Source organism: Actinomadura sp. BRA 177 (assembly GCF_013372625.1).
Taxonomy (GTDB): Bacteria; Actinomycetota; Actinomycetes; order Streptosporangiales; family Streptosporangiaceae; genus Spirillospora.
Window position 1 is genome coordinate 1 of sequence record NZ_JABXFD010000331.1, and the last position, 4,306, is coordinate 4,306.

At 70.3% G+C, this 4,306-nt stretch carries 4 protein-coding genes, 1 tRNA gene and 1 pseudogene; 4 read left to right on the forward strand and 2 right to left on the reverse strand.

The annotated features are described in order from the left end of the window. Window positions 1-320: 320 nt before the first annotated feature. Complete coding sequence (locus HUX53_RS17435; protein WP_176404262.1) at window positions 321-1,115, forward strand: trans-aconitate 2-methyltransferase; 795 nt, start codon at window positions 321-323, stop codon at window positions 1,113-1,115. A 158-nt stretch (window positions 1,116-1,273) separates the two neighbouring features. Here HUX53_RS17435 and HUX53_RS17440 read toward each other — a convergent pair whose 3' ends face one another. Both HUX53_RS17440 and HUX53_RS17445 read right to left on the reverse strand, forming a co-directional pair. Beyond that, window positions 1,274-2,053 (reverse strand): TetR/AcrR family transcriptional regulator, encoded by a 780-nt coding sequence (locus HUX53_RS17440; RefSeq protein WP_176404263.1) that lies wholly within the window; start codon window positions 2,051-2,053, stop codon window positions 1,274-1,276. A 53-nt stretch (window positions 2,054-2,106) separates the two neighbouring features. Further along, entirely contained in the window at window positions 2,107-3,060 is a 954-nt protein-coding gene (locus HUX53_RS17445; RefSeq protein WP_176404264.1) for a fatty acid desaturase, read from the reverse strand. Window positions 3,061-3,203: 143 nt separating this feature from the next. On the opposite strand from HUX53_RS17445, the pseudogene HUX53_RS43055 reads away from it, so the two are divergent. The 3 genes and pseudogenes from HUX53_RS43055 to HUX53_RS17455 all read left to right on the forward strand — a co-directional run. Continuing rightward, window positions 3,204-3,674, forward strand: a pseudogene (locus HUX53_RS43055) (ADP-ribosylglycohydrolase family protein); the annotation flags it as partial. A gap of 79 nt (window positions 3,675-3,753) precedes the next feature. Beyond that, entirely contained in the window at window positions 3,754-4,107 is a 354-nt protein-coding gene (locus HUX53_RS41230) for an ADP-ribosylglycohydrolase family protein (protein ID WP_309237290.1), read from the forward strand. Between the two features lie 87 nt (window positions 4,108-4,194). Then, window positions 4,195-4,266: transfer RNA gene (locus tag HUX53_RS17455), tRNA-Gln, on the forward strand. Window positions 4,267-4,306: the final 40 nt, after the last annotated feature.

Sequence of the window (4,306 nt, forward strand, 5' to 3'; positions counted from 1 at the left end):
CCCGCCGCCGTGCCGACGATCAGATCCCCGCCCGCCCGGCCCCCCGCCGCCCCCCCCCGCCCGGCCCCCAGGCCGGGCAGCCCGTCCGCCCCGACCGGCCCGCCCGGCCCGAGCACCAGCGCCCATCCACTCGAAGTCATGACGCCGACCCGCCGCACCCCGCCCCCGCCACGCCAGCGGCCGCAAGCCCTAGGCCCTCCCCGTTGACTTGCGGCGTGTTGTGGTTATCCGGCCGCTCATAAGCACAACAGGCCGCAAGTCAACGGGGCGGGGCGGGGGAGTCTTGACATCAAGATATGGGGGTGGCAAGGTGTATCTTGATGTCGAGAGAAAATGGTGTCCGGTGGGATCCCGCGCAGTACGGGGTCTTCGGCGGTGCGCGCGCCCGGCCGTTCGCCGAGCTCGTCGCGCGCCTCGGCGACGCCGCGCCCGCCCGCGTCGCCGACCTCGGCTGCGGCACCGGCGAGCTGACCGCCACCCTCGCCGCCCGCTGGCCCGGTGCCCGCATCGACGCCCTCGACAGCTCACCCGACATGATCCGCGAGGCCCGCAGGCACGAGATCCCCGGCCGGCTCTCGTTCCGCGTCGCGGACGTCACCACCTGGAAGCCCGACGCGCCCGTCGACCTCATCGTCTCCAACGCCGTCCTGCACTGGGTCCCCGAGCACCCGGACCTGCTGCCCCGGTGGATCGACGCCCTGGCACCGGGCGGACGGCTCGCCTTCCAGGTTCCCGGCAACTTCGACGCGCCCAGCCACGTCCTGCTGCGCGAACTCGGCCGCTCCGACCGCTGGCGCGCGAAACTCGGCCACCTCCAGCTGGACGCGCCCGTCCTCGACCCCGCCGGGTACCTCGACCTCCTCGCCCGCCACGGCTGCGCCGTCGACGCCTGGGAGACCACCTACGCGCAGGTGCTCCACGGCGAGGACCCCGTCCTCGAATGGGTCAAGGGCACCGCGCTCCGGCCCGTCCTGATGGCGCTCGACCCGGACGAGGCCGGCGAATTCCTCGCCGCCTACCGCGAACGGCTCCGCCAGGCCTACCCCGCCGCCCCGTACGGCACCGTGTTCCCGTTCAGGAGGATCTTCGTGATCGCCACCCGGAACACCACCTAGACGGGATGCCGCCCGTCCCGCCGAGGGAAGCGACTCGTTCCCCTGCGGTGTGCCAACTCGGACGGGACGGCGGCGTCCGCAGCTCCCGGACTCGTGACCCGAGCCCGGCGACCCCTGGCCGGTGGCCGCCCGGACGAACTCCGGGCGGCCACCGGTCGTCACGTCGAGGGGTCGGCGATCCCGTCCAGGTCCCGGCGCGCCCTGCGCCGCTCCCGCTCCGCCCGCTCCTCCGCCTTCGCCGCCGCCTTCTCCTCGGCCTTCGCGGCCTTCTCTCCCGCCTTCTCCGCCTTCGCCGCGGCCTTCTCCGCCGCCCGCTCCCGGCGCTCCTGCTCCTTGCGGCGCCGCCGCGGATCCAGCGACGGCTTCGGCTCCAGCGACGAAAGGCCGTTCCACGCGAGGTTCACCACGTGCGCGGCGACCTCCTCCCGGCGCGGCTTGCGGACGTCCAGCCACCACTGGCCCGTCATCGCGACCATCCCGACCAGCATCTGCGCGTACATCGGCGCGAACTTGTCGTCGTAGCCGTGCCGGTCGAACTCCTGGGCGAGGACGTACTCCACCTCGCCGGCGATCTCGCTCAGCAGGCTGGCGTAGCTGCCGGTGCCCGTCCCGCCGTGCGAGTCGCGGACGAGGATCCGGAACCCGTCCGGATGCTCCTCGATGTACTCCAGCAGCGCGAGCGCGGCCTTCTCCAGCTTGCCCCGGTAGTGGATCGCCGGGGTCATCGAGTCCGTGATCAGCCGCAGCAGGCTCTCGAACTCCCGGTCGACGACGACCGCGTAGAGCCCTTCCTTGCCGCCGAAGTGCTCGTACACCACGGGCTTCGACACGCCGGCCGCGGACGCGATCTCCTCCACCGAGGTGCCGTCCAGGCCGCGCTCGGCGAACAGCGACCGGCCGATGTCCAGGAGCTGCTCGCGGCGTTCCTTACCGGTCATCCGCTTTCTGCGCGGTCTGGGAGCGGGTTCTGTCACGGGACCAATTGTGGCGGTCAAACCGCCTGCTTCGTGCGTTTCGCGGCCAGCCTGTCGCTGTTCGGCCACCGGACGTCGTACGCCCAGCCCGCCTTCTCGAAGCCCTGGATGATCCGCGCGCTGATGTCGACCTGCCCCTTCAGCACCCCGTGCCGCGCGCACGTCGGGTCTGAATGGTGCAGGTTGTGCCACGACTCGCCCAGCGACGGGATCGCCAGCCACCACACGTTCCGGGACTTGTCGCGGACCTCGAACTCCTCCTTGCCGAAGGTGTGGCAGATCGAGTTGATCGACCACGTCACGTGGTGCACCAGCGTGATCCGGACGAACCCGGCCCAGAACAGCGCGGTCAGGAAGCCCATCCACGACATCGTGACCAGCCCGCCGATCACGGCCGGCAGCAGGAACGACACCGCCACCAGCCCCGGGAACGCCAAATGGATGCGCCGGATGTCACGGTCGTTCAGCAGATCCTTCGCGAACCGCTGCTTGGACGTCCGGTTGGCGTCGAACAGCCAGCCGTAGTGCGCCCACAGCAGCCCCTTCGTCAACGCCTTCCAGTCGTCGCCGAACCGCCACGGCGAGTGCGGGTCGAACTCCTTGTCCGAGTGCTTGTGGTGCCGCCGGTGGTCGGCGACCCACGTGATGACCGGCCCCTCGATCGCCATGCTCCCCGCCAGCGCCATGAAGATCTTCAGGCCCCGCTTCGCCTTGAACGACCCGTGCGTGAAGTACCGGTGGTACCCGACCGTGATGCCCCCCGCGGACAGCACGTAGAACACCGCCGTGATGACGACGTCCGTCCAGCCGAGGAACCGGCCCCAGGCCAGCGGAACCGCCGCGAACAGCGCGAGGAACGGCACCCCGGTGAACACCGCGATGAGCACCCGTTCGGCGTTCCCCCGCGAGGCGGGATTGATCTCGGGCCGCGCCTGCCGGCGGGGAGGATCCACGGTTGGAGCCGTTGCCATGCGTCACCGCTTTCTCTGACTAGGGAGGCCTTACCTACGCCACCGTAACCTACGCAACCGTAAGTTGGACAGGGCCGAACAGTAAATTCAGTAAGAAACTGCCCCAGCAGCCACAAACCCCACCCCCGCGAGACACTGCAAAGATGCCCCTCACCCAGCAAGAACGCCTGAGCAACGCCACAAGCTCCCTCGCGGGCCTGTCGGTCGGTGACGCGTTCGGCGACCAGTTCTTCCTGCTCGCCAACCGGCACGTTTCCGCGGAGACGGGCACCCCGCCCGCGCCGTGGCCCTGGTCGGACGACACGGAGATGGCGTGCTCCGTAGTGGACGTTCTAAACCGATTCGGACAAATCGACCAGGACGCCCTGGCCGAAGCGTTCGCACACCGCATGGACCTCGCCCGCGGCTACGGCGCCGGCGCCTTCGAACTCCTGGACCGCGTCCGATCCGGCGACCACTGGCACCGCGCCTCCCACGAACTCTTCAAAGCCCAAGGCTCCTACGGCAACGGTGCGGCCATGCGCGTGGCGCCGCTCGGCGCGTACTTCAGTGACGATCTGTCCCGCGCCGCCGCGGAGGCCGCCCTCTCCGCCGAAGTGACTCACGCCAATCCGGAAGGGGTCGCCGGCGCCGTCGCGGTGGCGGTCGCCGCGGCCTATGTCGCGTCCCACGACGACGTCAACTCCCAAAGCCGTGATCGAGGCCGCCCTGGACCTGACCACGACGGGCGAGTACGTCCGCCGCGGGCTCCGGCGCGCCCTCCGCCTGCTGGCCAAGTCCCCGCAGGAAGCGGCCTACGAATTGGGGAACGGCAGCCGCATTTCCGCCCAGGACACCGTCCCCTACGTCCTGTGGGCCGCGTCCACGCGCTTGGCCGACTACGAGGCGGCCGTGCGGGTCTGCGTCGTGGTGGGTGGTGACATGGATACGACCTCGGCCATGGTTGGGGGCATCGTGGCAGCCCACTTGGGCCGCACTGCGATTCCGTCCGCGTGGCTGGCCTCTCGGGAACCCCTCCCCGGTTGGCTGGAGCTCGCGGGGGCCTAGGGGCGGGAATCAGGTGGGTTTCGCTGGGCGGGTGTCGGTATCGTTGGGGCCGTCGGCCTGGGGCGTCGCCCGGACCGTCCGTTTTAATCCGGCGTGGTGTAATTGGCAGCACAAGGGTTTTTGGTGCCCTTAGACAAGGTTCGAGTCCTTGCGCCGGAGCTGTCGGGTTTGTCCCCAGGTGTGGCCGGGGGTGGGGGAC